The following is a 25,234-nucleotide window of genomic DNA, read 5'->3' as shown; positions in this document are numbered from 1 at the left end:
GGGCCGCCTAATGTCGTCAGCGTGCGCCCCGCGGTGTACCGGACAGGCCGGCTCGATACCCCTCGCTTCAGGCGGGCCTGCTCCGGTACACCGCACCTTATCCGGCGCGCGCCCTCTGCCCTGTCACCAGACATCGACCACCGGCGCTTGTCCGAGATATTCGGCCAGCCGGCCCCGTGTCGCAGGCGTGGTCCCCTTGGGTGGATCGGCCGGGTCGAACCAACCGGTTTCAGCGATTTCGCCGTCGGCGTCGGGCGTGCAGGAAGACCAGTTCCGCACGATGCAAACAACAACATGATCGCCGCGAAATTTCCGGTGATTGGCGTAGACGCCCAGGACCGGCGCTTCTCCAGCCAGCACCACACCCGCCTCATCGCGCAATTCATGCGCCAGGGCATCGCGAGCGCTCTCGCCCTTTTCAACGCCGCCGCCCGGCAGATGCCAGCCGCCGACATAGGTGTGACGCACCAGAATCACATGGCCATCCTTACGCACCACAATTGCCCTCACTCCCAGTGTGGTTCCGCGTGAAAGCCGCCAGAAGGCATGCATGAAGGGACGGATGACAGGCTCGATGCGTTGACGCCAGTTCATGCCGCATCCACCGCTAGCCAGTGCCGCATCGGCGGGTTATGTACGGACCCAACACATGCCGTTTTGGGGAATTTTCTCATGTACGCTCTGATTGCTCTCGGCCTCGTGGCAGGCATTTTCGGTTTGCTCAATCTCATCGAATATCGCCGTCTCGACTAGTCCGCGAACCGCAAGGTCCGCCCGTCAATGGCTGCTCCCGCTTATATCGCTCTAATTCTGGCCGGCATCGTGATTTTGCTGTTCGGCGGAGATTTGCTTGTGCGTGGCGGCGCCGCGCTGGCTCGCCTCTGGCGACTGCCGCCGCTCCTCGTCGGTCTGACCATTATCGCCTTCGGCACCTCGGCACCGGAACTGGTGGTCTCGATCCAGTCTGCCCTTTCGGGCGCACCGGGACTGGCGCTGGGCAATATTGTCGGATCCAATACAGCCAACTTCCTGCTGATCCTCGGCCTTCCCGCCGTCTTCGGCGCCATCGCGACCACCACGCCGGGCGTGCGACGCAATGCGATCTTCGCGCTCGGGGCCGCCGTGATCCTGATCGCGGTCAGTTGGGACCGGATCATCTCACCGGTCGAGAGCTATATCCTGTTCGGCCTGATCATCGGCTATATCGCCCTGCTGGCCTTCCTGGCGCGTGGCAAGAGTGATGATCCCACCATCGCCGAGCTGACCGATCTGGAACATATGGACGGTCTGCCGAAATCCATGCCGACCATTCTTGGCTCCTTGCTGATCGGCCTCGTGGGACTGCCCATCGGCGCGCAGATGATCGTATCGGGCGGTACGGCCGCAGCGGCGGATCTGGGCGTGGATGACGCGCTGATCGGGCTGACAGCGGTAGCGTTCGGAACGTCCCTGCCGGAACTCGCCACCGTGGTTATGGCGTCCGTGCGTCGCCAGGCCGAACTGGCGATCGGCAATGTCCTCGGCTCAAACATCTTCAACGTCTTTGCGGTCGGCGGCGCGACGGGCATTGCCGCCGCCCTGACGGGCAATACGCTCCCGGTCCCCGAAGGCTTCTTCAGCCTCGACCTCTGGGTCATGCTGGGTGCGAGCGTGGTCATTGCCGGCGTGATCCTGCTCAAACAGCCGATCAGCCGCCTGCTCGGAGCCGCGCTTTTTGCGGGTTATCTCGGCTATATTTTCGTGCTGGCCCGCGGCGTCATCGGCTAGTCATCCGTCCCGGTCTGACGGTCCACAATCAGCGTCTGCAGAAAGCGCCGGTCCGACCAGTCCTCGGTCCGGGTGCGCGGATCATCCACCACACCGCGCGTCATCCGCACCACGACCAGATCGAGCTGCGGAATGACATAGAGACGCTGACCGCCCGCGCCAGCCGCCATGGCGACAAAGGGAAAGTCCGGGTCATGCATCGTGATCTGCGGGCCACGCCGCATCCCTGATGCGCCGCCCGGCGGATTGATCAGCCACCAGCCCAGCCCGTAATTCGGATTGGCCGCACTCGGCTCCCACATCGCCGCCAGCACATCGGGATCGCCCAGCTGGACTTCCCGGAAACGCCCACCTTCCAACACAGCATGGCCGAATCGGGCCCAGTTGAGCGGCGTAATCTGCGTCCCTTCCGACATCGTCGGGTTGCCATCCACCGAGCGCCAGGCCCCGACGCCAATCCCCAGCGGTCTCAGAAAACGGCGCAACAGGTAATCGGCCGGCGTCGGGTCCAGATCGGCCGCCGCAAGACGCCGCCGCACCACCTCGCCCAGCGCCTCGAAATGCGCGGCGCCGTACACGAAGCGCTCGCCCGGCGGGTATTCCTGCCGGGTTTCGACCGCGCGCTGATAGCTGGGCAGGCGCCGATTGCGCGGATTGACGGCCAAGCCGCTGGACTGATCGAGCAACTGACGGATGGTGATGGCGGACCGGTCCGGATCATCCTGCCATTCTGTGAGAATCTCGGCTGCCGGCTGGTCCAGCTCGAGCAGTCCGTCCTGGACGGCGAGGGCGATGATGACCGGGGTGAAGCTTTTCGTCCCACTGGCCAGCCACCTGGCCTCGTCCGCCTCGACTCCGCGATCATAGCGCTCGCATACAAGGATGCCGCGGTGGACAACCAGGAATGCCACGCCGCGCGCCGCGACATGATGGCGACCACCGGCCTCGCAGTCGATTTCATGGCGCGGCTGCGCACTCGCCGACGCAATACCGACTCCCCAAAGCACAATCACAGACAGGCAGATTCTGACAATCAGCATCGACCGGCAACTCCCCTCCAGCCCGAGCGGATCCAGTCTGCCCATTCCGCGACCGGCGGCCAGTCGCGATGGGTCACTTGGCCGTGATCGGCTTAACCGAAGACGCGTCGCAGGATGTCGGTCGTGCGATTGACCGGATCGCGCCGAATGGCCCGCTCTTCTTCGCCGACATAATGGAAGACACCGGCCATGGCCCGACGCGAGGCATCTTCAGTCAACTGATCACGCAGGGATTGCCCGCCCGAGCGGCCTTGCATGAGGCGGCCCAGGAAACCGCCCTGACTATTCATCCGCTCCTCGATCGGTTGCAGGGTGCGGTAGGCCCCGGAGGCTTCCAGCGTGTTTTCCATGCGCGGGCGGATCAGGGCGAAGAGCTGGTCGGAGGTGCGCCGCTCCAGATAATCGGTGGCCGAGCGGTCGCCGCCACGGACAATGCCGACCGCATCATCCAGGGTGATGGAGCGCACCGCATCAACGAAAATGGTCTGCACGGCTGGCATCGCCGCCTCGGCCGAGCGGTTGATCTGGCGTTCCAGATCATCGAGCTGGGCCGACAGGCCGACCCGGCGCAGCATGGATTGCAGATCCCGGATCCGCGACGGCAGCGGAATACGCACCTGTGGATCACCGAAAAACCCGTCTGTTCGTCCCAGACGCGTGGTCGCCAGCCGGGCCGCCTGGCCCAGCGCGGCGCGAATCCCCTCGCTCGCCTGACGATCGGACAGACCGAACTGGCCGGCCCGGACGGGGCTGGCCGCCATGACAAGCGCGCTGGCCAGTCCCAGCGTGAAGAAACGTCGATCCATGCAGGCCTCCCTTGAAGCCCCGCACTCTGGCACATCCCCCACAGCCGGAATACGGGGCAATTCCGCCGATCAGCAAGACAGGGGGGACGCGGCCGCAATCTATCCCCGGGACTTTCCGGTTTCATGGCGCTAGTCTTCCGCGCTATCGCATCCGGGTTGAGGGGGACAAGACCGATGAATGCACCAAGAACAGACCGTCTGGTCTCGATCGATGCCCTGCGTGGCATCGCCGTGCTGGGCATTTTGATGATGAATGTCCAGGGCTTCGCGATGACGCCCTTTGCCTATGACGATCCCACCATGCAGATGGATCTGACCGGCGCCAATCTGGATGTCTGGGCTATGGCCCATACCTTCTTCGCCTTCAAGTTCATCACCATTTTTTCGACCCTGTTCGGCGCCGGCATCATCCTGATGGCGGGCGATGGCGATGATGTCGGCAAGCATTATCCACGCATGCTGTGGCTGCTCGCGATCGGGGCCGTCCACGCCTATTTCCTGTGGTGGGGTGATATCCTCGTCCACTATGCCCTGCTTGGCATGATCGCCGTGAAGGCCCGCCGCATGGCGCCGCTCAAACTGGTCATCTGGGGCCTTGTCCTGATCAGCATCACCGCCTTGTTGATGGTCGGCGGTGGCTATCTCGGCGTGATGTTCGCAACACCGGAAAGTGCTGCCCAGGAAGCCGAAATGATAGCCGGTTTCCAAACCGGAATGACAGCCGCCTACCAGGCCGGCTTTGTTGACCGCCTGCCCTGGAATGCCGGTTTTGCCTTGGTCGGGCAGCTCTTCTCGATGATTGGCCTTGGCCCCAGAACGCTCGGCCTGATGTTCATCGGCATGGCGCTGTTCAAGAGCGGCTTCCTGTCGGCCAGCTGGAGCCATGCCCGCTATGGCATCCTGGCCCTGATCACCCTGCCCCTCGGCTGGTGGCTCTGCCACGAATCGACAACGGTGATGATTGCCGGTGAGTTCGAGACGCAAGCCATGGCTGACGGCAATGCGCTGACCTATATCGGCAGCCTGACCCTGTCCTTCGGCTATGCCTCGGCCGTCATGCTGCTGTCGAAGATCGGCCTCTTCAGCCTGATCATCAAACTCTTCGCGGCGACCGGCCGGATGGCCTTCACCAATTATCTCAGCCAGACCCTGATCATGAGCTTCATCTTCGTCGGCGCGCCGGGCCTCGGCCTGTTCGGAACGGTGGAGCGGGTCGACCAGGCCAAGCTGGTCCTGATCGTCTGGGCCGTCCAGCTGATCTGGTCGCCGATCTGGCTCCACTTCTTCCGCTTCGGCCCACTGGAATGGGTCTGGCGCTCGCTGACCTATGGCAAGGCGCAGCCGCTCTTGAAGGAAAAGCCCGTCGAGGCAGCCGGGTAAAGGTGCAACGACCACCTCTCGTCATCCCTGATGGACGCCCGGCGAAAGCCGGGCGAAAGTCAGGGACCCGGCTGGTGCCTACCCTGCAGAGCCGGTCGCGCTAAGCGGCGGCGTCCACGTCTCCAGCAGATGACGGACGAAGGCGCGGCGCAGCGGCGACTCTGTTCGTGAACCAGGCCAGACGGCGTGCAAGTCGATAGGCGGCACGTGCCAGCCTGGTGCGGCTTCCACGAGTGCGCCTGAAGCAAGATGTCCGGCAACGAGATGGGCGGGCGGCGTCGCGACCCCCATGCCGGCCAGTGCCAGTTCGATCATCGCATCGATGCTGCCGACTTCGGCATGGGTCATCGTTGCCAGTTCGACCGTCTCCCCGTCCGGCGCCAGCAAGGCGCGGCGCGGTGACATGCTGGCGAGGCGTATCCAGGGCCGTTGAGCCAGCTCGTCCGCATCAAGGAGCACGACCTCCGCGTCCCGAAGCCGCGGCGCGCAGACCAGGCAACGCTCGATCCGCCCGATCCGGCGCGTCTTCATGGCACTATCGGCGAACTGGCCTGCGCGAATGCCCAGATCGAAACGCCCGGCAATCAGATCGGCCGCCACGTCCGACACATCGAGCCGGATGGTGATGTCGGGATAGGTCCGCGTGAAGGCCGCCACCGCCTCGCCGAAACCGGCGCCGATCACCGCCGAGGTACAAGTGACAGAGAGCTGACCACGCAGCACACCGGTACGCGTCCCGGCCAAATGCATTGCCGTCTGGGCGGCTGCCAACATCGTATCCGCCTGTTCCCCCAGTGCTTCGCCCAACGGGGTTGGCGACAGGCGACGGGTCGAGCGGTTCAGCAGGGGCGCACCCAGCGCTCCCTCCAGCGCGCTGACATGATAGCTGACTGTCGACGGCGCCATGCCCAGCTGCTCCGCAGCACCGCGGAACGAGCCTGTCCGCAGCACCATGCCGAATGTGGCAAGCGATTTGAGTTGCTCAAGCATTCATCAGATTTTTCGAACGATAAGTATCAATCAGACAATCTAATCAACTTTATCAGCAGCGGCTACCTCCTCGTAAAAGGAGACTGCGATGGGAAATTTGCTGGCCATGAGCGCGTTTGCGCTGACCATGTCGATCTCGCCGGGACCGGTGAACATGATGACGCTGTCCGCCGGACTGCATCACGGACCGGTCCGCGCCCTGCCCTTTGTGGTCGGCTCGACAGCCGGCTTTACCGCCCTCTTGGTGGCGGTGGGGCTGGCCGCCAATCTGGTGGCCGCGATGGGCGGATACTGGATGCAGGCCCTGTCGGCGATCGGCGCCGCCGTGATTGTCTGGTTCGGCATCAGGATCGCGCTCGCTCCGACCGGCCTTGCGGAGACCGACAGACCGGACCTGCCCCGTGCCTGGCAAGGCGCCCTCATGCAATGGGTCAATCCCAAGGCCTGGGCGGCTTGTCTGGCCGCGGTCTCACTGTTCGAACTGACCGGACCCAGCGCGGAATTGGCCGTTTTTGCCAGCTTGTATTTCGCGCTTTGCCTGGTCGGGGTCGGCAGCTGGGCAGTCCTGGGCAGCAGCATCCGCCGCTTCCTGGCCAACCCCGTCCGCATGCGGCTGTTCAACATCACAGTCGGCGGCACGCTTGTCCTGCTGGCGCTGGGACTTGTGGTGGAAAGTCTCGTTTAGCGTCGACCTTGATCGCGCAAGCTTTACCACCACGTTTGTTCATGGGGGCGCCTTGCGCGGACCGAGCCGTAAATCCCTTTTCAGCCAGCGGGCCGTATCCGGTTTTCCAGCTCAAGGGTGAAACCGCGAAGCGGCGCGCTCGCGCCCTTGACCTGGAAAACCGGATACGGCGACGTCTCGGCAAGTGATCTATGGGGCATTGTGCGCCGATGGCGCGTCTGCACCTGCGAATGGCGCGACCTAAACCTTCCGGCGGAACCGTGTCAGACCAACGGCCTCGGCGTCCGCATAGGCATCGACCTTGCGGGTGGTGACCTGGGCGGCGGCGACGGTGGCGGGTTCCAGGGCGAGATCGAGGACGACACCGCACAGGGTTTCCTGAAGGTCGAACTGGCGCGCTTCCAGCGCCTTGATACCGTGCAGGATATAGTCGTAATCGACCACGGTGGCGATGTCGTCCGAGCCGCACCAGGTCTTGTTGACCAGGGTGACAACATCGATCAGGACGCGCTGTTTCACGCCGCGCTCATAGTCGTGAATGCCGATCTCGACATCCAGCTTCACACCCTCGAGACGATAGACGAAGACATCCTCGCCCGACGCATTGGCGAGGGCATTCTCGATCACCTGGTCCAGTCTCATGAGGCATCGTCCTGCGGCGGATTGGCGGCATACATAACATCGCGATTGCGAGCGTCGAGATGCTGGCCACCATCAATGGTGATCGTCTCGCCTGTCATGGACGGGGTCGCAAGGATGAAGCGCACCGCGCGGATGATGTCGTCCGGCGTCGAGCCACCGCGCATCGGGTTCATGGCATGGGCGCGTGCGAACTCGTCCTCGCTCTGACCACCCGATGGCAGGGTGATGCCCGGCGCGATCGCATTGACGCGAACGGCCGGCGCAAAGGCCATCGCCATCGTGGTCGTCGCGCCCAGCAGGGCCTGCTTGGACAGGGTGTAGGCGAAGAAGTCCGGATTGAGATTGAAGAGTTTCTGGTCGAGCAGATTGATTACACAGCCCGAGGCGCGGCCGGTATGATGGGCCGCCATCGCCTTGGCCAGCAGGACCGGCGCAGCGGTATTGATGCGCCAGTGATCTTCCAGCGATTGCGGGGTGACGTCTTCCGGCCGGTCCATCTCGAAAATAGAGGCGGAGTTGATCAGCACATCGACGCGGCCCACATCGGACATGAAGGCGTCGATGGCGCCCGTGTCGGAAAGGTCAAACCCGACCGCCTCCGCCGACCCGCCAGCGCTGCGAATATCCGCAGCCAGCTGGTTCGCGGCTTCGGCCGAAGCATTGTAATGAACGATCACATGCCAGCCATCCTCACCGAGGGCGCTGGCGATTTTGGCACCCAGGCGCTTGCCGCCGCCGGTTACGAGCGCAATCCTGTCCGACATGTCGTCCCAAACTCCTCAATCTGATCCGATAGATGACGCTTCCGCCGCGCAGGCGCAATCTCTGACGGGCGCGAAACTCATCGCGGACTATGTCAGGAACCTGCCACCCAGGCCGGGCGTCTATCGCATGTTCGGCGAAGATGGGGCGGTGCTCTATGTCGGCAAGGCCCGGCATCTGAAGAACCGGGTGTCCAATTATGCCAATGGCCGCGGGCATTCCAACCGCATCGCCATGATGATCGCGCTGACCCGCCGGATGGAGTTCGTGGTCACCCAGACCGAGACCGAAGCCCTCCTGCTGGAAGCCAATCTGATCAAGTCGCTGAAGCCGCGCTTCAATATCCTGCTGCGCGACGACAAGAGCTTCCCCTATATCCTGATCCGCAAGGACCATCCCGCGCCGCAACTGACCAAGCATCGCGGGGCGCGCAAGGTGAAGGGCGATTATTTCGGTCCCTTTGCCTCGGTCGGCGCGGTCAACCAGACCCTCAACACGCTGCAAAAGGCCTTCCTGGTCCGCACCTGTTCCGACAGCGTCTATGAAGGCCGCTCGCGGCCCTGCATGCTGTACCAGATCAAGCGCTGCGCCGGGCCTTGCGTCGATCTGATCGAACCGGCCGCCTATGACGCGCTGGTCTCCGAGGCGACGGACTTTCTGCGCGGCCGCTCCAATGCCCTGCGCCAGGATTTGCAGACCCGCATGAATGAGGCGGCCGAGGCCATGGACTTTGAAAGCGCCGCCAAGCTGCGCGACCGGATCCGCGCCATTGCCGCGGTGACCACCGACCAGGGCATCAATCCGGACGGGGTCGAGGAAGCCGATGTGGTCGCGGTACATCAGGATGGTGGCAAGTCCTGCGTCCAGGTCTTCTTCTTCCGCGCGGGACAGAATTGGGGCAATCAGTCCTTCTTCCCGCGCCATGACAGCGAGGCCGAACCGGCCGAGGTGCTGGCCGCCTTCGTGGCGCAATTCTATGACGACAAGCCGGCTCCGGGCCTGATCCTCCTGTCGCACGAGATCGAGGAAGCCGAATTGCTGGGCGAGGCGCTGAGCCTGAAGGCCGAGCGCAAGGTCGCCCTGCATACGCCCAAGCGCGGCGAGAAGCGCAAACTGGTCGAGCGCACGCTGACCAATGCCCGCGAGAGCCTCGCCCGCCGCCTGTCGGAAAGCGCGACCCAGACCCAATTGCTCAAGGGCGTGCAGCGCATTTTCGACCTGCCCGACCTGCCCCAGCGCATTGAGGTCTATGACAATTCCCATATCCAGGGGACGAATGCGCTGGGCGCGATGATCGTGGCCGGGCCGGAAGGCTTCGAGAAGAACCATTATCGCCGCTTCAACATGAAGGGTGATGACGCCGCCACCAATGACGATTTCGCGATGATGAAGGCGATGCTGAAACGGCGCTTCTCGCGGCTCCTGAAAGAGCAGGAAGACGGCGCCCCCGTGCCCGATCTCGTCCTGATCGATGGCGGCAAGGGTCAGCTCTCCTCGGTCATGGAGATCGCCGAGGAGCTTGGCATTACAGCAGAAACCGGCATCACCATCGCTGCTATCGCGAAAGGTCCGGAACGCGATGCCGGTCGCGAAGCCTTCTACCTGCCCGGCAAGCCACCCTTCAAACTGCCGATGAAGGATCCGGTCCTCTACTATCTCCAGCGTCTGCGCGATGAAGCCCACCGCTTTGCCATTGGCGGCCATCGGGCCAAGCGCAAGAAGCAGATGACCGAAAACCCGCTGGACGGGATCGACGGTATCGGCCCGTCGCGCAAGAAGGCGCTGCTGGCGCATTTCGGATCGGCCAAGGCGGTGCGCAATGCGGCACTGGCAGACCTGGAAGCGGTTGACGGCATCTCCAAAGCCATGGCCAAAAAGATCCATGACTGGTTCCAGAAGTAACGGAGCGACGCTCGTGTCCAACCGCCTTTCAAGCCTGGCTGCCCTTTTGCGCCTCATCCTGGTGATCACCGGACCGGTGGCGATCTGGTTTTCCTTTCGCTGGACCGCAACAGCAGAGGGCGTGGCCCAGTTCGACGGCTTCCTCGACACGTCGCGCGCGCTGGCGGCCTTTGGCGCGGCAAGCTGGGTAATTGCCAGCCTGATCGCAGCAGCCCGTCTCGGCGGTGACCCCCTGATCGCCCGACTGGCCCGGGCCGGCCATGCCAATCTCCTTTTCCTGCTCTACTTGCTGATCATCGGCACGCCCGCCACGCTGGTCGTCCCCGTTCTGGCAATCCTTGTGAGCGATGGCGATGCGCTGCTGCGGCCACGGCCGGGCGATGGGCTGTCTGCCAATGCCGCTCCGATCGCCCTGATCGGCCAGCTCCTTGCTGTCCTCGGTGCCGGCCTGCCCCTGCTGGCCGCAGCGATGGGATGGATCGGCCATGATTGGGCCCTGAATGGCTGGCTGATCGGGCTTTGGCTGGCCGCCGCCTTCAAGCTCTATCGCTTCATGCCGGGCCCGGCCCGCGCCGAATGAGGCTTTTCGCCACGCCACAGCGCTGTATGATCCACCGGCGGCCTCCGTCGGGCGGGTGATTTGAGGAATTTGTTCAATTACTTGCCGCTGGCCCCGGTCGCGACGAGAAGATAGCCACACTCAGCGTCACCGATGGCGAGTGGGGCGAGATGGTCAAACGGGTCAATCATGGTTCCAAGCGCAAATGACACGTCCCTGGCGGGCGTCCGGGCCTTTCTGTTCGACCTTGACGGGACCGTCACGCGCGATGGCCGCGTGCCGGCGAGCAGCCTGGCTGCGATGGAACTCCTGCAATCGGCTGGTATTCTCACCCTTGCGGTGACCGGGCGCCCGGCTGGCTGGTGTGATTTGATCGCGCGCTGGTGGCCCGTCGATGCGGTGATTGGCGAGAATGGCGCCTTCTGCTTTGCCCGCGAGGCCAATGGTCACATCGCCCGTGACTGGTATTGCGACCGCTCCGACGCGCGCCGCCAGCAGCTTGCGGCGCTCGCCGACGGCAGTCTCGCCCTCACCGACAATCTCGCTCCGGCGGCCGATAATGACTGGCGTGCCTGCGATGTCGCGGTGGATTTTGCCGAGGAAGTCTCAGGCGCCTCACTCGATGATGCCGAGCGCGTGCGGGCGCATTTCGAACAGGGCGGTGCGGTGGCCAAGACCAGCTCGATCCACGTCAATGCCTGGTTTGGCGATCACGACAAGAAGACCACGGCCTGTCGCGTTCTGACCGCGCGTTTCGGGCTGGCCGCAGACAGGCTGGCCGAACAGGTCGCCTATATCGGGGACGCCCCCAATGACGAACCGATGTTCGCCGCCTTCCCGATCAGTTTCGGGGTCGCGGGCGTGCGCCGCTTCCTGCCGCAAATGACCGCCCACCCGGCCGAGATCGCCAGGGGCGACGAAGCGCAGGGCTTTGCCGAGATTGCCGGACGACTGCTTGCCGCCAGGAAGGCCCCGCGCTGATGTTGACCCTGCCAAACCTGCTGACTGCGTCCCGCATCGCCCTGGTGCCGCTTCTCTTTCTCGCCCTGTCACTGGACGGGCCGACCCGCTTCGCAGCCGCTCTGGCTATCGCGGTCCTGGCCGAGATCACCGACCTGCTTGATGGCTGGGTCGCGCGGACCTTCAATCAGCAATCAGAATTCGGCGCACAATTCGACCCGCTCGCCGACAGCCTCTACCGGATCGGCGCTTTCACTGCCCTGGCCGCCGCCGGGCTGATTCCGGTCTGGGCGATTCTCGTCTTTGCCTGGCGCGATGTCCTGGTCAGCTATGCGCGATTGATGATGCAATCGAAGGGCGTTGCGGTTGGCGCGCGCCTGTCGGGCAAGCTCAAGGCCATCGTCCAGGGCATTGCCATCATCGCCCTGCTGGGCGCGCCGCTCATCCCGGCCAGCTGGCTGGCGCCCGCGATCGCCCACAATGTCGCCAATGCCAGCTTCTGGATCGCCATCGCCGTGACCGCCTGGTCCTGTGTTGATTACCTCTTGGCCGGGCTACGACCGGCACGCGCCCGGTCGTGAACACCGTTTGGTTCCCTCTCCGGCCGACGCGTGCGGAACGACTTGAATCATCGCGTCATTTGCTGGCAGGTGCCGATAAAGCACCTTGAGCGCCTGCCGCCCACGCGTCATGATCGAAACTCGCAATTCGGCAGGACTTCATGGCCCAGACGCCCGGTGATGACCCGCATATCCTCGTGGTCGATGATGACGACCGCATCCGCAACCTGCTCAAGCGCTTCCTGCAGGAACGCGGCTATCGCGTCTCGACGGCCCCGAATGCCGACAAGGCCCTGTCCACCCTCAACTCGCTCGCCTTCGACCTTCTGGTGCTCGATGTGATGATGCCCGGTATGGACGGGTTCGAATTGACCCAGGCTGTCCGCGAGCGCGGGGAGACACCCATCCTGCTCCTGACCGCGCGCGGTGATGCCGAGGACCGGATCAAGGGCCTCTCGCTCGGTGCCGATGACTATCTGCCCAAGCCGTTCGAGCCGGAAGAACTCGTCCTTCGAATCAATGCCATCTTGCGCCGGGCCAAGCCGGCCCAGGCGGCGATCCAGCATGTCTGCTTTGGCGATTGGCGCTTTGACATCCAGCGCGAAAGCCTGACCCGGGCCGGTGAGGCCGTCCGCCTGACGGGTGGCGAAGCGGCGCTGCTGGCCGCGCTGGCGGCCTCGGCCGGGCAGACCGTCTCGCGCCTCACCCTGTCGGAACGGACCGGCGGCGGCGAACGCGCCGTGGATGTCCAGGTTACGCGTCTGCGGCGCAAGCTGGAGACCGATCCGAAAGAACCCCTCCACTTGCAGACGGTCCGCGGCGAAGGGTATCGCCTCCTCGCCGACCCGGTCTTCGAGGACTGACCCGGCGTGTCCCTGATCAAGCGCTTCATGCCCAAGGGGCTGTTCGGCCGGACCCTCCTGATCATTGTCCTGCCCGTGGCTCTGATGCAGGTCGCCGTGGCCTGGTCCTTCTTCGAGGAGCACTGGGAGACGGTCACCAGCCGTCTGTCGGAAGGCGTGGCCGGCGAAATCGCCATGGCGACACGGCTCTATGAGGAAGAAGGCGGCGAGACCCCGGCCTTCCAGCGTCATATCGAGACGGCGCTGGGCACAACCCGCCTTTCGATCGATTTCCGGCCCGATGACACGCTCCCGACCTCGCGTCGATCCTCCTTCTTCCGCACGCTGGACATCACCCTGCGGGAAGCGCTTTCGCAGCAGCTCGACAATCCGGTCTGGTTCGACACCACCCGCTACCCCAGCTATGTCGATGTCCGCGTCGAGGTGGAAGGCGGGGTCCTGCGTTTCATCACGCCGCGCGACCGGGTCTTTGCCACGACCGGGCATATCTTCCTGCTCTGGATTATTGGCGCGACGACGCTGCTCACGGCCGTTTCGGTCGTCTTCATCCGCAACCAGGTCAAGCCGATCCGCCGCCTTGCCGACGCTGCCGAGCAATTCGGGCGTGGTCAGGACGTCGCCCATTTCCGCCCGGCCGGCGCCACTGAAGTCCGTCAGGCCGCCCATGCCTTCCTGGAGATGCGGGCCCGCATTCGCCGTCATCTTGAACAGCGCACCGCCCTTCTGGCCGGAGTCAGTCATGACCTGCGCACCCCGCTGACCCGGCTCAAACTCCAATTGGCCCTGATGCCGCCAAGCGACGAAACCGCCGATGCCCGACGCGATCTCGACGAGATGGAAGCCATGCTGGACGAGTATCTCGACTTTGCCCGCGGCGAAGCGTCAGAGGAGACCGCCCGTTGCGACCTGGTCGCCCTGACCCGCGAAGCGGTCGAGGACGCCCGGCGCCAGGGCGGCGAGATCCGCTTCGAGCCCGGTGAGCCACTCGATGCCGAAGTCCGGCCGGGCGCAGTTCGGCGCGCCCTCGCCAATCTGATCGGTAATGCGCTGAGCTTCGGGGATGTGGTGGCTGTCACGGTCAGCCCGGCCGGCTCGCGCGTGGAAATCCGGGTCGAGGATGACGGGCCGGGCATTCCGGAAGAGCAATATGAAGACGCGCTGAAACCCTTCAACCGCCTCGATGAAAGCCGTAACCAGAACCGCAAGGGCGTCGGCCTCGGCCTCGCCCTCGCCCGCGATGTGGCGCGCAATCACGGCGGCGATATCCGGCTTGGGACGTCAGAGCTGGGCGGGTTGATGGCGGTGATCAGCTTGCCGAGATAGGGGGTGGCCCATGCGCGTCAAGTTGATGCTGGTATTGATCGCCTCAGGTCTGTCCTTGGTGGTTTGGGCCACGCCAAGTCGGTTGGAAGCCCCATATCAATGCGAGCTCCTCGGCGCTTCCACCGTCGTATTGTCGGGCCGGATCAACGAGGAGATGGCTGACTGTGCCGATGCGTTGCTAAGGCCAGAGATTACTACCGTTGTCGTCGCATCGGATGGCGGGGAGACTTTTGCCGGACGACGTATTGGACATCGCATAGGCGACAGGCCACGCACGCTTGTCATCCGGGACCGTTGTCTGTCCTCTTGCGCAAACTACTTTATTCCGGCAGCTCGGCGCCTCGAGCTCGGTAATCACGCAGTCATAGGATTGCATGGAACGCCAGACCCATCGATGCGGGAGCGGAGTCGTTTCGCTCAGGAGCTTGAGCAAGCCCTGTTGGCTGGCGAGATCACGGAGGATAACTACGCTCGATCAATCGCTCAACACAACTCGCGCTGGGAAAGACAACTCGCAGAAGAGCAAGCCTTCGCTGAACGCTTCGCCGTCCCGCCAGGGTGGCGTCTCTATCGCGACGCCGACGACTCAAGGCTCGGATTCCTCCAGTATTTCATCGGTACCACTGATCAACTCGAAGCATCCAACTGGACCATGCTTGTCGTCGAAGCCCCGATGCTGCGTTCTTGTCTGCCAGGTTTGCAAGTCTCAGCCTCTGCAGCCTTGTCGGAAGGGTCTGATCGTCGAGCGCCTCAGCCCTGGGTAAGATGGGCGGTGCTCGGAAACGCTAGAAGCGGCGATTTGCGCTGCGCACCTGCAAGTGCGGAGGCCGAGGAGGAACCGGCGTCAGCAGACAACTAATGCACCATGCACGAACACCGGTGCCGGACGCTGGCCAGCAACCATAGGCTGGATGGGCTGATGGCGGTGATCAGCTTGCCAAGATAGGGGGGCGAGCTTGCTCGCCATTCCATATTGGCATATATTGCCAATGCTAGGAGTTTTGTCATGGCCACGCGAAACGTCGTCCTCACCGATCCGCAAAATGAGCTCATCGACCAGCTGGTTGCGTCCGGGCGGTATCAGAATGCTTCGGAAGCGCTGCGGGCCGGGTTGCGGCTTTTGGAGCGAGAGGAAATCGAGCTCGATGAAGTCCGGCAGCGACTTCAAGTCGGCCTGGAGGAATACCGGACCGGGAAATTCATCGATGAATCCGGTGAGGACGCGATCAACCGCGCCTTCAATGCCGCACAAGGCGATTAAGCCTTGTCAGACCGCTGGCGCCTCACTCCCCAGGCAAGGCGCGCCATTCAGGATATCGCCCGTTGGACCGTCCAGACCTTTGGCCCCGAACAGGCGGATCGATATCGACAAGCTCTGATCGACACGTGTTCCCGCGTCGCGGGCCACCAAACTTTCGATCAAAGCTGCCGCCGCCTGGTGGCCCACGACCTCGCAGAAGACCTTCGCTTTGCGCGATGCGAACAGCATTTCATCGTCTTCGTACGCGATCCGGGCGTCGTCACCATTATCGACATTCTGCATGCGAGATCAGATCTGCCAGGCAAACTGTCGCGACTGGATCGGGCGCCCTGAGCCTTGCTGCTCTGGCAGTGCCAGCGCGAGCCCCGCCCGCAACCTCCCCTTCAATCAATTGCCTGCCAACAGGCCCTCGCCCTTGATGGGCGAAGTCGATCGGCGCGCAGCGGCGAGACTATGTGGGTGATGGGCAGACGGGGAAGAAAGCCCTACCGCTTGCCCGGATCCTGGCCCATTTGCCGCGAGCGACGTTCCGCAGCGGCAACCGCCTGACGAACCAGTTCCGGCAGTCCGCCGCCTGCGCCCATCAACACATCAACAGCGGCCTGGGTCGTGCCCCCCGGTGAAGTGACCGCGCGGCGGAGTTCCTGGGGCGTCTTGCCGGACTTGGCCAGCAAGGCGCCCGCCCCGACAATGGTTTCGCGGGCCAGCTTGTCGGCGAGATCGCGCGGCAGGCCTTCGGCGAAAGCGGCACCGGCAAGGGCTTCGGCGAGCAGGAAGACATAGGCGGGGCCGGATCCGGAGACCGCGGTCACGGCCCCGATCATGCGCTCATCGCCGACCCATTCGACCGTGCCGGCACCCTTGAGCAGGCGGGTGACGGATTTCTCCAGCGCTTCGCCGGCATCATTGGCCACACAGACCGCCATGCCGGCGCCAACCGCCGCAGCCGTGTTGGGCATGGCGCGGATCAGGGCCCGGTCGCCCAGGGCCATGCTCATGCGGTTGAGGGTGACGCCGGCCATGACCGAGATCACGCCGGCATCGGCCGGCAACAGGCTGGCGATGGCGGCGGCGGCGGGTTCGAAGGCCTGCGGCTTGAGCGCGAACACGACGAGTTCCAGACCGGCGGCCGCCTTCGCGGTCAGTTCGGGCAGGACGGTAACGCCGCCATTGGCCGCAAGGTCCTGAACCGCATCACCGGGATGCGGGTCGATGATGAGCAGCTCCTGCGCCGTGACAGGGCCACGTTTGGTGCGCAGCCAGCCGGACGCCAGCGCGCCGCCCATATTGCCACCACCGATCAGAGCAATCCGATGTGCCGTTTCCATCTTCGCTGTCAGGCCTCGCCCGCAGTTTCGAACATCGCTGCAGCGACCGCCTCTTCAACGCCCTTGCCGCCCCAGACCAGGAAATGGAAGGCCGGGTAGAAACGCTCGCCGGCATCGCGGGCGGCCACGATCATCGCAGCCGCCTGGGACGGGGAAACAGTCTCGCCATTAGGCAGGGAGATCGCGTGACGGTAGACGATCGAGCCGTCCTCGGCCCAGATGTCGAAATGACCGAGCCAGAGCTTCTCGTTGAGACGCGCCACCAGTTCGCAGACATCGCGGAAGCGATTGGCCGGGACTTTCAGGTCAAGGCTGCCGCAAATATGCAGGGCTTCCAGTTCCGGCCGCCAGGCGAACCAGATCTGGTGATCGCGCCAGGCCCCGGATGCGGTGAGGTGCACCTCACCGGTTTCGTCGCGGTCATAGGGGTATTGCTCGGCGATCACCGCCTGTTCGACCGCGTCGAGCGGGTCGGTCACAGTCGGTGAAAATTCGTCTGACAGCAGGTCCATCGAAGTGGCTCCATCGTCTGCGCGGCGACTCACACCGTGCCATGACGGTATGTCTGCGCCGCGTCAGGCGCAATAAAAAGCGCGCTTGGCGCGTGTTCAGGAAAGTCAGGCCTTCTTGGTCTTGGCCTTGCTGGCTGCCGGTTTGGCAGCGGTCGTTTTCTTGCGGGTCGCCGGCTTCGGCTTGGCGGCGGCCTCCAGCGCCTCGAGGCGCTTGGTCAGGGCGGCCACCTCATCCTGTGAGGCGTCCAGGGCGGCTTTCACGGCGTCGAATTCCTCGCGCGTAACCAGGTCCATCTCGGCGACCATGCGATCAGCGCGGGCCCGGAAAACCGAGCGCGCCTCTTCGCCCATCGCCTGTGCCGCGCCAAAGGCGTCGGTCATGAGATCAGCAAAATCATTCAGAAGCGGGTTGCGCGTTTGCATCAAAGAAAGCCATTAGAGTGTTCAACATCGCCTATATGCGGCTCTGGCCCGAAAAGCGCAACGCGCTGTTCCGTCACAGCTGCACCTCGCCGAGCCATGAGCCGAGTACACCATGCAGTATTGCCCGCCAAGCTTTGACCTGATCGACCCCGTCCTGTTTTCGATCGGACCGGACGGATTCGCCTTCGGAAGCCAGGACTCGATCTGGTTCGCCCTGCGCTGGTATGCGCTCGCCTATATCGCCGGTCTGATGCTGGGCTGGCGCTATATGGTCGCTCTCGCCCGCCGTCCCGCACTGTGGCATGCGCCGGGCAAGAAGAAGCCCAAATCGCCCTTCACCGAGCCACAGGTCGATGACCTTTTGATCTGGGCGACGCTGGGTGTGATTGCCGGCGGTCGACTGGGCTTTGTCCTCTTTTACATGCCGGACATGATCTGGGAGCGGCCGCTGGACATCGTGCTGGGCATCACCGATGGCGGCATGTCCTTCCATGGCGGACTGATCGGCGTCTCGCTGGCGCTGTGGTGGTTTGCGCGCGGCCAGAAGCTGGACCTGATGCGGATCGGCGATGCCGCCGCCGTGGTCACCCCGCTGGGCCTGCTCTTCGGCCGTCTGGCAAACTTCATCAATGGCGAGCTCTGGGGCCGTCCGACCGATGTGCCCTGGGCCATGCGCTTCGCCAATGACCCGCAATGCGCCCTGCGCCATCCCAGCCAGCTCTACGAGGCGGCGCTGGAAGGCGTGCTGCTCTTCGCCATCATCAATGTCGCGACCTGGAAATTCCGCTCGCTCGAGAAGCCGGGCCTGAATGCCGGTCTCTTCCTGCTCTTTTACGGCCTGTTCCGGACCTCGCTGGAGCAGGTGCGCGAGCCGGATCTCTACATGCCGGAAGCGCTGCGCGGCTACATCACCATGGGCATGATCCTGTCCATTCCGATGATCATTGCCGGCGTCTGGCTGATCCATCGCGCCCTCAAGAGCGAGACCCCGTCCAAGCCATGATTGCCGACACGCTTCGCGACCGCATCCGGTCGGGCGGCCCGCTGTCGATTGCCGCCTTCATGACCGAGGCCCTGTTTGATCCGCGGCACGGCTTCTATGCCACCAAGGACCCGATCGGGGCCGGGGCGGATTTCATCACCGCGCCGGAAATCAGCCAGATGTTCGGCGAGCTGCTGGGCCTGGTCGCGGCCCAGACCTGGCTCGACATGGGCCGGCCGGACACGCTCAAACTGATCGAAATGGGACCGGGACGCGGCACCATGATGGCCGACGCCCTGCGTGCAGCGCGCACTGTGCCGGGCTTCATGGACGCCGCCGAGGTCGTCCTGATCGAGGCCAGCGCCGCCTTGAAGGCCGTCCAGGCCCAGACGCTGGGCCCGTCCGGTGCGCAGATCCGCTGGGTCGACCGGCTCGAGGCGGTTGCGCCCGGCCCCTCCATCATTCTGGGCAATGAATTTCTTGACTGCCTGCCCGTGCGCCAGGCCCTGCGCCATGAGGACGTCTGGCATGAGCGTCTGGTCGGTCTGAATCCGGACGATGATGATGATTTTGTCTTCGTGCTCGGCCCGCCGCTGGGCGAGGACGAGGCCCTGATCCCGGAACGGCTGCGCGAAGCTGACGATGGCGCCCTGGTCGAGCTGCGCCCGGGGGACCGCCAGGTCGTCGACCAGATCGCTGCCCGCTTTGACGACCAGCCCGGCCGCGCCCTCTTCATCGATTATGGCCCGGCGCAGAGCGAGATCGGCGATACGCTGCAGGCCATTCGCGCTCATAAGAAACAACCGCCCTTGGCGGCGCCGGGCACCGCCGACCTGACCGCGCGCGTCGACTTCGAATCCCTTTTGCAGGCAGGGCGGGACGCCGGATTGACGGTTTACGGTCCGGAAGCCCAGGGCGCCTGGCTGATGGGTCTCGGCCTGGAAGCCCGCGCGGCAGCACTGAGCCAGTCACAACCCGGCAAGCGCGCGGAAATCGCGAGACAAATCTGGCGTTTGACCGATAAAGAGCAGATGGGAGAGCTGTTCAAACTGGTCTGTCTGGACAGTGCCGAACTGCCACTCCCGCCGGGATTCTCCGCAGGCTGATCATTTCAGCTTCAATCCCCGGCGTGCCTCTGTTAAGCAGCCCGCGGTTTCTAAAGACTCGGGGGTCGAAACGATGAAGCTGATGTCGGGCACTGCCAACCAGGACCTGTCCCGGTCCATCGCTGACTATCTCGACGCACCCTTGACCGCCAGCGAGATCGAACGTTTCGCCGATGGCGAGATCTTCGTGCGGATCGACGAGAATGTGCGCGGCGAGGACGTTTTCGTCCTGCAATCGACCTCCTATCCGGCCAATGACCATTTGATGGAATTGCTGATCTGCATTGACGCGCTGGTGCGCGCCAGTGCCCGCCGGATCACCGCCGTCATCCCCTATTTCGGCTATGCCCGGCAGGACCGGAAGACCGGTGGCCGGACCCCGATCTCGGCCAAGCTGGTCGCCAATCTGATCGCCAAGGCTGGCGCCCACCGGGTTCTCACGGTCGATCTGCATGCCGGCCAGATCCAGGGCTTTTTCGATATCCCGACGGACAATCTCTTCGCCACAAAGGTGATGGAGGCCGATATCCGCCGGCACTACGAAACCGACAATCTGCTGATCGTCTCGCCGGATGTGGGCGGAGTTGTCCGCGCCCGCGCCCTGGCCAAACTGCTCGACGCCGAGATCGCCATTGTCGACAAGCGCCGCCCCAAGGCCGGTGTCGCCGAGGTGATGAATATCATCGGTGAAGTGGAAGGCCGTCGCTGCATCCTGTTCGACGATATGTGCGACAGTGGTGGCACGCTGGTGAATGCCGCCGACGCGCTGCTGGAAAAGGGGGCCGTGGAAGTCTCCGCCTATGTCACCCATGGCGTCTTGTCGAATGACGCCCAGGGCCGCATCGCCAAGTCGAAACTGCGCGAGCTCGTGGTCACCGATTCGATCGTTCCGCCTCCGGGCTCGACCGAAACCCCGAAAGTGCGCCGCCTCTCCGTCGCCCCGCTGCTCGGCGAAGCCATCCGCCGCATCGCCAATGACGAGTCGGTGTCGAAACTGTTCGACTAGCCGCGCAAAGGTTGCGCCGCCACTTTGATTCCCGTTAAAATCACCCCGATTGTCATGGGGGTCAGGATGCGTATTCGGTTTTGCGCGGCAATATTGGTTGCGGCAGGCTTATCGACCGTCGGCCCGTTCTCGGCCGACGCGGACAACAGCTGCCCCAAGGTCTGGAACACCGTTGACCGCATCGCAGATCCGCAGCTTGGCGTTATCCTTCGACAGGAATTGAGAGTTGGAATCCAGTCAGAGGCCGAGGCTGTCGCCAGTCATGAAGCCCTCATCGCGGAGGCCCGTGCCGCCGGCCTGAATGCAGACGTTACCTTCCGATCCCTTTTGGAAGGTCCCGACTGCAATGGTGATCAGGTCGTCGACGGCTATGAGCACATCTTCCTTGATGGTGCCCCGGTCGGCTTCAGTCCGGAAGATTGGGCGGTGGCGCGCACCGCGCGGTCAGACCCCTTCATGGCACCGCTGCGCGAGGGCCGGGCTGAGGCTCCGGAATGATCCGCGTCAATTCATCCCAATCGATACAAAGCTGTCCGCCCCGCATCGTCCTAATTTCGACCTTGCTGGCCGTCACACTTGCCGCCTGCGCCAGCCAGCAACTCGTCCATTTCGGAGGGACCCTCAATCCGGTCGAGCCGCCTCACACCGCGCTGATCTGCGCCGAGGCTGGTGAGCACATGACGATAGTCGACAGACCCGCTCCGGATTTCCCGGAAGAGCTCGCCTATTTCATGTACATCGGTCAGAGTTCGGCCCCGCGGCAGATCCATATGCGTTTCGATATCGGCCCGGACGGGACCACAAAAAACATTCGATATGGCGGCGATCTCGAGGATCTGGATCATGGCGCGACGCGCGACGCGGTCCTGCCAGCGGCCAGCGCGATCGAAACCTGGCGCTATGCCTGGAATGACACCGCTCCGGCCAATTATGCCACCGGATGCGAGACCCGCTTCGACTTTGCGATGCGCGGCTGACCGGGACAGGGCTGCCAATCGCTGACTCTTCCCGTGCAGCGCTGTTGCGTGGGGCGTTTGGATCGGCTATAGCCCGCCGCTCGAAATAACACTGTGGCATCAAGCCTGGATAGATCGCCGCCCGCCGGGGCAAAACCGGCTGGGGGCGGCGTTTGCATTTAAGGATCTGGACCGATGAGCTCCAACATCGTTCTCACCGTCGACGTTCGTGAAGGCACTGGCAAGGGCGCGGCTCGCGCTGCCCGCCGTGAAGACCTGGTTCCGGGGATCGTCTATGGCGGCAAGCTCGAGCCGGTTTCGGTCACCCTGCGCGGCAATGAAATCCGCAAGGCTCTGCTGGGCGGTCACTTCCTGTCCAACATGATCGAGATCGATCACGAAGGTAAGCGCCAGACGGTCATCGCCCGGGACATCCAGTTCCACCCGGTATCCGACCAGGCCATGCATATCGACCTGTATCGCGTCGACGAAGACACCAAGATCAATGTCGATGTGCCGGTGAACTTCATCAATGAAGACGCCTGCCCGGCCCTGAAGCGCGGCGGCGTGCTCAACATCGTGCGTCACGATGTCGAGCTGCTCTGCCCGGCCGGCTCCATTCCGGAATCGGTCGAAGCTGACCTGACCGGCCTGGACATTGGCGATTCGCTGCACATCTCGGCCATCAAACTGCCGAAGGGCGTGGTCCCGACCATCACCGACCGTGACTTCACCGTCGCCACCCTGCAGGGGTCGCGCGCCGTCCTGACGGATGCGGAAGAAGAGACGGACGAGACGCCGGAAGAGCCGGAAGCCATCAAGCAGAAGGGCGACGAGGAGTAAGCTCCTTCGCTTTTCAGCACTGGAATTGGGATCAGCGAGGCCACACCATGGCTTCGCTGATTTCGTATCCGGCAGATGTTTGCCGGTCCTGTGGGGAGACCGCGCGATGAAGATCCTGGCCGGCCTCGGCAATTACGAGCCCAAATACCTGCGCAACCGGCACAATGTCGGCTTCATGGCGATGGACATCATCGCGCATGCCTGGAGCGCCGGTCCGTGGCGCAAACGCTTTCATGGTCTCGCCACCGAGCTGGTCATCGGCTCGAACAAACTCCTCCTGCTCAAACCGCAGACCTTCTACAATAATGCCGGCAATTCGGTCGGCGCTGCGGCCGCCTTCTACAGGGTGAAGCCGGAGGACATCATCGTCTTCCATGACGAGCTCGACCTGGCGCCGGGCAAGTTTCGCATGAAAATGGGCGGCGGTGCCGCCGGCAATAACGGCATCAAGTCGATCACCAGCCAGCTCGGCCCCGACTTCCGCCGCGCCCGTATCGGCATCGGCCATCCCGGCGACCGCAATCGCGTCACCGGCTATGTCCTGTCCGACTTCGCCAAGGCCGAAGAAGCCTGGCTGATCGACCTGCTCGATGCCATCGCCGACAGCCTCGACCTGCTGGCGGCTGGCGATTACGACGCCTTCCAGACCCGCGTCACGCACAAGGCACCCGCGCCGGAGGTGGTGAAACGCGGTCCGGAGGCGGATTGAGGCGCTCTCGGCGTTGTCATCCCTGACGCACGCCCGGCCTCGAGCCGGGCGGAGATCAGGGACCTAGGTGTTCGAACATCGAGGTCCCGGCCTTGCGTCCGGCCTTCGCCGGACATTCAGCGGGGATGACAAGGTGAGTCCCCGGCAAGCGAGACCCACTGACAAGCCCATCGACCCCGCGCTGCATTCTTCTTATAAGGCGCGCTCGTACCAGCGAGGGATATCCATCATGGGATTCAAATGCGGCATCGTCGGGCTTCCGAACGTCGGCAAGTCGACTCTGTTCAATGCGCTCACCCAGACAGCGGCGGCGCAGGCCGCGAATTATCCCTTCTGCACGATCGAGCCGAATGTCGGGGATGTCGCTGTGCCCGAACCGCGCCTGGCCAAGTTGGCCGAGATCGCCGGCTCGAAGGAAATCCTGCCGGCGCGGATGAATTTCGTCGACATTGCCGGCCTGGTCGAAGGCGCCTCCAAGGGCGAGGGCCTGGGCAATCAATTCCTCGCCAATATCCGCGAGACCGACGCCATCGCCTATGTGCTGCGCTGTTTCGACGATGACGACATCACCCATGTGAACAACAGGATCGACCCGCTTGCCGATCTCGAAACCGTCGAGACCGAACTGATGCTGGCCGATCTGGAAAGCCTGGAAAAGCGCAAGGCCGGCCTCGAGAAACGGGCCAAGTCGGGCGACAAGGAGGCCAAGGCCGGCCTCACCCTGATCGATGTGGCGCTGGAACAGCTCAATGCGGGCCGACCCGCGCGCTTTGCCGAGATATCCAAAGATGACCGCAAGGCCTGGCGCGGCCTGCAGCTTTTGACCACCAAGCCGGTCCTCTTCATCGCCAATGTCGATGAGGAAAGCGCCGGGACCGGCAATGCCTATTCCGAGATTGTCCTCAAGCGGGCTGCCGAGGAAGGCGCCCAGGCCGTGGTCATCTCGGCCAAGATCGAGAGCGAGCTGGCGCTGCTGGAAAATGAGGAACGCGACGAATACATGGAGGCGATCGGTCTGGAAGAGCCCGGCCTCGACCGGCTGATCCATACCGGCTATTCGCTCCTGGGCCTGCAGACCTATTTCACCGCCGGCCCGAAAGAAGCCCGCGCCTGGACCATCCGCGAGGGCTGGACCGCCCCGCAGGCGGCCGGCGTCATCCATGGTGATTTCGAGAAGGGCTTCATCCGCGCCGAAACCATCGCCTATGACGATTATATCGCCTGCGGCGGTGAGGCTCCGGCCAAGGAAGCCGGCAAGATGCGCGCCGAAGGCAAGGACTACATCGTCAAGGATGGCGACGTCCTGCACTTCCGGTTCAACGTTTAAGCGGCGCCTGCGCCAACCGGTCACATCGTACATCGGCGCAAGCCGTCCTACATCCGCCTCATGTCGTCACCTATTCCCGTCCGCGTCACCCAGGCCCGCCAGACCGCCCGTACCGAGGCGGCGGAGATGGGCATCACGCGCGAGCAGATTTCCGATCTGGTCGAGACCTTCTACGGGCATGTCCGTAGTGACGATTTGCTGGGGCCGGTTTTCGCCCGCGCCATTCCCGGTGACTGGGGGCCGCATCTGGAAACGATGAAGTCCTTCTGGTCAGCGATCGTGTTTCATGATGGCGGCTATGCCGGTCGCCCCATGCCGGCGCACATGAAGCTGAAGCCACAGATCTCGCCGGACCATTTCGGGCGCTGGCTGGCCTTGTTCGAGCGGACACTGGATGAAATCGGTGCCACACCCGCGGCCAAGGCGGCCTTCCTGGAACGCGCCAATCGCATCGCCACCAGCTTCCAGGCCCATCTCTTCTACGATCCGTCCTCGAGCGTCTGAACCAAAAACACCCGCAAGACTTGCACTTTATGCGCTGA

The 25,234-nt window shown here is 63.7% G+C and carries 30 protein-coding genes; 21 read left to right on the top strand and 9 right to left on the bottom strand.

Annotation, left to right across the window (positions count from 1 at the left end; genetic code table 11):
• Positions 1–123 precede the first annotated feature (123 nt).
• The gene (locus Q0X62_RS13895) at positions 124–594 is read right to left on the bottom strand and encodes an NUDIX domain-containing protein (protein WP_297737036.1); all 471 of its coding nucleotides are present in this window, start codon (positions 592–594) and stop codon (positions 124–126) included.
• 186 nt (positions 595–780) lie between these two features.
• Between Q0X62_RS13895 and Q0X62_RS13890 the strand changes: the two genes are divergently transcribed.
• Positions 781–1,767, top strand: a complete 987-nt coding sequence (locus Q0X62_RS13890) for a calcium/sodium antiporter (protein ID WP_297737033.1) — start codon at positions 781–783, stop codon at positions 1,765–1,767.
• Here the strand turns inward: Q0X62_RS13890 and Q0X62_RS13885 are convergent.
• Both Q0X62_RS13885 and Q0X62_RS13880 read right to left on the bottom strand, forming a co-directional pair.
• Positions 1,764–2,807, bottom strand: a complete 1,044-nt coding sequence (locus Q0X62_RS13885; protein WP_297737030.1) for a serine hydrolase — start codon at positions 2,805–2,807, stop codon at positions 1,764–1,766. The genes Q0X62_RS13890 and Q0X62_RS13885 overlap by 4 nt on opposite strands.
• Positions 2,808–2,899: 92 nt before the next feature.
• A complete protein-coding gene (locus Q0X62_RS13880; protein WP_297737027.1) occupies positions 2,900–3,613 on the bottom strand; it encodes a DUF4197 domain-containing protein in 714 nt (237 codons plus the stop codon).
• 174 nt (positions 3,614–3,787) lie between these two features.
• Here Q0X62_RS13880 and Q0X62_RS13875 point away from each other — a divergent pair, with 174 nt between their 5' ends.
• Entirely contained in the window at positions 3,788–4,993 is a 1,206-nt protein-coding gene (locus tag Q0X62_RS13875) for a DUF418 domain-containing protein (protein ID WP_297737024.1), read from the top strand.
• 78 nt (positions 4,994–5,071) lie between these two features.
• On the opposite strand, the gene Q0X62_RS13870 is transcribed toward Q0X62_RS13875, so the two are convergent.
• Entirely contained in the window at positions 5,072–5,983 is a 912-nt protein-coding gene (locus Q0X62_RS13870) for a LysR family transcriptional regulator (protein ID WP_297737021.1), read from the bottom strand.
• Positions 5,984–6,071: 88 nt separating this feature from the next.
• Here Q0X62_RS13870 and Q0X62_RS13865 point away from each other — a divergent pair, with 88 nt between their 5' ends.
• Positions 6,072–6,668 (top strand): LysE family translocator, encoded by a 597-nt coding sequence (locus tag Q0X62_RS13865; RefSeq protein WP_297737018.1) that lies wholly within the window; start codon positions 6,072–6,074, stop codon positions 6,666–6,668.
• Between the two features lie 240 nt (positions 6,669–6,908).
• Here the strand turns inward: Q0X62_RS13865 and Q0X62_RS13860 are convergent, their stop codons facing one another.
• On the bottom strand, positions 6,909–7,310 hold the full coding sequence (locus tag Q0X62_RS13860; protein ID WP_297737015.1) for a dihydroneopterin aldolase: 402 nt from the start codon (positions 7,308–7,310) through the stop codon (positions 6,909–6,911).
• Positions 7,307–8,074 carry an SDR family oxidoreductase gene (locus tag Q0X62_RS13855; protein ID WP_297737012.1) on the bottom strand — a complete coding sequence of 256 codons (768 nt, stop codon included), beginning with the start codon at positions 8,072–8,074 and terminating at the stop codon, positions 7,307–7,309. The genes Q0X62_RS13860 and Q0X62_RS13855 overlap by 4 nt, the downstream gene beginning before the upstream one ends.
• Between Q0X62_RS13855 and uvrC the strand changes: the two genes are divergently transcribed.
• The 9 genes from uvrC to Q0X62_RS15670 all read left to right on the top strand — a co-directional run bounded on the left by uvrC (position 8,073) and on the right by Q0X62_RS15670 (position 15,833).
• Entirely contained in the window at positions 8,073–9,974 is a 1,902-nt protein-coding gene (gene uvrC / locus Q0X62_RS13850; RefSeq protein WP_297737009.1) for an excinuclease ABC subunit UvrC, read from the top strand. The genes Q0X62_RS13855 and uvrC overlap by 2 nt on opposite strands.
• A gap of 13 nt (positions 9,975–9,987) precedes the next feature.
• Positions 9,988–10,554, top strand: a complete 567-nt coding sequence (locus tag Q0X62_RS13845) for a hypothetical protein (protein ID WP_297737007.1) — start codon at positions 9,988–9,990, stop codon at positions 10,552–10,554.
• A 168-nt stretch (positions 10,555–10,722) separates the two neighbouring features.
• The gene (locus Q0X62_RS13840; RefSeq protein ID WP_297737004.1) at positions 10,723–11,514 is read left to right on the top strand and encodes an HAD-IIB family hydrolase; all 792 of its coding nucleotides are present in this window, start codon (positions 10,723–10,725) and stop codon (positions 11,512–11,514) included.
• A complete protein-coding gene (gene pgsA, locus Q0X62_RS13835; RefSeq protein ID WP_297737001.1) occupies positions 11,514–12,074 on the top strand; it encodes a CDP-diacylglycerol--glycerol-3-phosphate 3-phosphatidyltransferase in 561 nt (186 codons plus the stop codon). The genes Q0X62_RS13840 and pgsA overlap by 1 nt, the downstream gene beginning before the upstream one ends.
• 140 nt (positions 12,075–12,214) lie before the next feature.
• Positions 12,215–12,916, top strand: coding sequence for a response regulator transcription factor (locus tag Q0X62_RS13830; protein WP_297736998.1), 702 nt, complete (start codon positions 12,215–12,217; stop codon positions 12,914–12,916).
• A 6-nt stretch (positions 12,917–12,922) separates the two neighbouring features.
• A complete protein-coding gene (locus tag Q0X62_RS13825) occupies positions 12,923–14,239 on the top strand; it encodes an ATP-binding protein (RefSeq protein WP_297736995.1) in 1,317 nt (438 codons plus the stop codon).
• 10 nt (positions 14,240–14,249) lie between these two features.
• The gene (locus Q0X62_RS13820; protein ID WP_297736992.1) at positions 14,250–15,098 is read left to right on the top strand and encodes a hypothetical protein; all 849 of its coding nucleotides are present in this window, start codon (positions 14,250–14,252) and stop codon (positions 15,096–15,098) included.
• A gap of 147 nt (positions 15,099–15,245) precedes the next feature.
• Positions 15,246–15,500, top strand: a complete 255-nt coding sequence (locus tag Q0X62_RS13815; protein WP_297736988.1) for a type II toxin-antitoxin system ParD family antitoxin — start codon at positions 15,246–15,248, stop codon at positions 15,498–15,500.
• A gap of 3 nt (positions 15,501–15,503) precedes the next feature.
• Complete coding sequence (locus Q0X62_RS15670) at positions 15,504–15,833, top strand: type II toxin-antitoxin system RelE/ParE family toxin (RefSeq protein ID WP_366946165.1); 330 nt, start codon at positions 15,504–15,506, stop codon at positions 15,831–15,833.
• 152 nt (positions 15,834–15,985) lie between these two features.
• Here Q0X62_RS15670 and proC read toward each other — a convergent pair whose 3' ends face one another.
• From proC to Q0X62_RS13795, 3 genes are all read right to left on the bottom strand, one after another.
• Positions 15,986–16,828: a pyrroline-5-carboxylate reductase gene (gene proC, locus Q0X62_RS13805; RefSeq protein ID WP_297736983.1), complete on the bottom strand. Its 843-nt coding sequence runs from the start codon at positions 16,826–16,828 to the stop codon at positions 15,986–15,988.
• A gap of 8 nt (positions 16,829–16,836) precedes the next feature.
• A complete protein-coding gene (locus Q0X62_RS13800; RefSeq protein WP_297736980.1) occupies positions 16,837–17,340 on the bottom strand; it encodes a YbjN domain-containing protein in 504 nt (167 codons plus the stop codon).
• Between the two features lie 105 nt (positions 17,341–17,445).
• Complete coding sequence (locus Q0X62_RS13795; RefSeq protein WP_297736978.1) at positions 17,446–17,763, bottom strand: accessory factor UbiK family protein; 318 nt, start codon at positions 17,761–17,763, stop codon at positions 17,446–17,448.
• A gap of 112 nt (positions 17,764–17,875) precedes the next feature.
• Between Q0X62_RS13795 and lgt the strand changes: the two genes are divergently transcribed.
• The 9 genes from lgt (at position 17,876) to Q0X62_RS13750 (ending at position 25,196) form a co-directional block, all read left to right on the top strand.
• Complete coding sequence (gene lgt, locus Q0X62_RS13790) at positions 17,876–18,766, top strand: prolipoprotein diacylglyceryl transferase (RefSeq protein ID WP_297736975.1); 891 nt, start codon at positions 17,876–17,878, stop codon at positions 18,764–18,766.
• Positions 18,763–19,851 (top strand): SAM-dependent methyltransferase, encoded by a 1,089-nt coding sequence (locus Q0X62_RS13785; RefSeq protein WP_297736971.1) that lies wholly within the window; start codon positions 18,763–18,765, stop codon positions 19,849–19,851. Before lgt ends, Q0X62_RS13785 begins: the two co-directional genes overlap by 4 nt.
• A gap of 73 nt (positions 19,852–19,924) precedes the next feature.
• Positions 19,925–20,857, top strand: coding sequence for a ribose-phosphate pyrophosphokinase (locus Q0X62_RS13780; protein ID WP_297736967.1), 933 nt, complete (start codon positions 19,925–19,927; stop codon positions 20,855–20,857).
• A gap of 66 nt (positions 20,858–20,923) precedes the next feature.
• Positions 20,924–21,355, top strand: coding sequence for a hypothetical protein (locus Q0X62_RS13775; protein WP_297736963.1), 432 nt, complete (start codon positions 20,924–20,926; stop codon positions 21,353–21,355).
• The gene (locus Q0X62_RS13770; protein WP_297736960.1) at positions 21,352–21,834 is read left to right on the top strand and encodes a hypothetical protein; all 483 of its coding nucleotides are present in this window, start codon (positions 21,352–21,354) and stop codon (positions 21,832–21,834) included. The genes Q0X62_RS13775 and Q0X62_RS13770 overlap by 4 nt, the downstream gene beginning before the upstream one ends.
• Before the next feature lie 174 nt (positions 21,835–22,008).
• Positions 22,009–22,656 carry a 50S ribosomal protein L25/general stress protein Ctc gene (locus Q0X62_RS13765; protein ID WP_297736957.1) on the top strand — a complete coding sequence of 216 codons (648 nt, stop codon included), beginning with the start codon at positions 22,009–22,011 and terminating at the stop codon, positions 22,654–22,656.
• A gap of 106 nt (positions 22,657–22,762) precedes the next feature.
• Entirely contained in the window at positions 22,763–23,365 is a 603-nt protein-coding gene (gene pth / locus Q0X62_RS13760) for an aminoacyl-tRNA hydrolase (RefSeq protein ID WP_297736954.1), read from the top strand.
• Positions 23,366–23,594: 229 nt separating this feature from the next.
• The gene (gene ychF / locus Q0X62_RS13755) at positions 23,595–24,692 is read left to right on the top strand and encodes a redox-regulated ATPase YchF (RefSeq protein WP_297736951.1); all 1,098 of its coding nucleotides are present in this window, start codon (positions 23,595–23,597) and stop codon (positions 24,690–24,692) included.
• 60 nt (positions 24,693–24,752) lie between these two features.
• Positions 24,753–25,196 carry a group III truncated hemoglobin gene (locus Q0X62_RS13750; protein WP_297736948.1) on the top strand — a complete coding sequence of 148 codons (444 nt, stop codon included), beginning with the start codon at positions 24,753–24,755 and terminating at the stop codon, positions 25,194–25,196.
• The last annotated feature ends 38 nt before the right edge of the window (positions 25,197–25,234 follow it).

Origin of the sequence: uncultured Maricaulis sp. (assembly GCF_947259345.1) — a bacterium.
Classification (GTDB): Bacteria; Pseudomonadota; Alphaproteobacteria; order Caulobacterales; family Maricaulaceae; genus Maricaulis.
The sequence above is the reverse complement of the archived record's forward strand: the minus strand, read 5'-3'. Positions and strand labels throughout refer to the sequence as shown.